The 840-nt window shown below is 66.4% G+C and carries 1 pseudogene; it reads left to right on the forward strand.

Annotated features, from left to right (window positions below):
• Window positions 1-72: 72 nt before the first annotated feature.
• A pseudogene (locus CR165_RS25900) lies at window positions 73-840 on the forward strand (IS630 family transposase); the annotation flags it as partial.

Consider the following 840-nt stretch of genomic DNA (forward strand, 5'->3'; position numbering starts at 1 on the left):
ACTGAATCGCTTGTGATCCCGGCGCCGGGCGGAAGGTGATTCAGTTGCCCTGGTATTGGAGGGGCGACGGGCATGTCGAAAGCGCTGTCAGTGGATCTGCGCGAGCGGGTGGTGGCGGCAATAGCGGCAGGAGCATCCTGCCGGGCGGCGGCAGCCCGCTTCGGGGTGAGTGCCTCCAGCGCAATCCGCTGGCGCGCTCTGTCGCGGGAGGCGGGGTCAGTCGCACCCGGACCGCTGGGCGGCGACCGTCGGTCCTCGCACATCGAAGCCCACGCAGCGCTAATCCTGGCGCTCGTCGAGCGGAAGTCTGACATCGCGCTGACGGAGATCCGGGCTGAGCTCGCCAGGGCCGGTGTGGCGGCAGGCATCACGACGATCTGGCGGTTCTTTCAGCGGCGCCAGATCACGCGCAAAAAAGACGGCGCATGCCGCGGAGCAGGACCGTCCGGACATCCTGAAACGGCGCTGGGACTGGTTCGAAGGCCAGCCCGATCTCGAACCGGACTGCCTGGTGTTCATTGATGAAACCTGGGCGTCGACGAAGATGGCGCGCACCCATGGTCGAGCACGTCGTGGCCAACGGCTGCGGGCCGCAATCCCACACGGGCACTGGAAGACCACGACCTTCATTGCTGGGCTGCGCAACAGCGGCATGATCGCGCCAATGGTGCTCGACGGGCCGATCAACGGCGCCGCCTTCCAAGCCTACGTCGATCAGGTGCTGGTACCCGAACTGGCGCCCGGTGACATCGTCATCATGGACAACCTGGGCAGCCACAAGGGTGCGGGCGTCAGGCCTGCAATCAAAGCCGCCGGGGCAAGCCTGCTTTATCTCCCGCC

The organism is Teichococcus aestuarii (assembly GCF_003116135.1).
Classification (GTDB): Bacteria; Pseudomonadota; Alphaproteobacteria; order Acetobacterales; family Acetobacteraceae; genus Pseudoroseomonas; species Pseudoroseomonas aestuarii.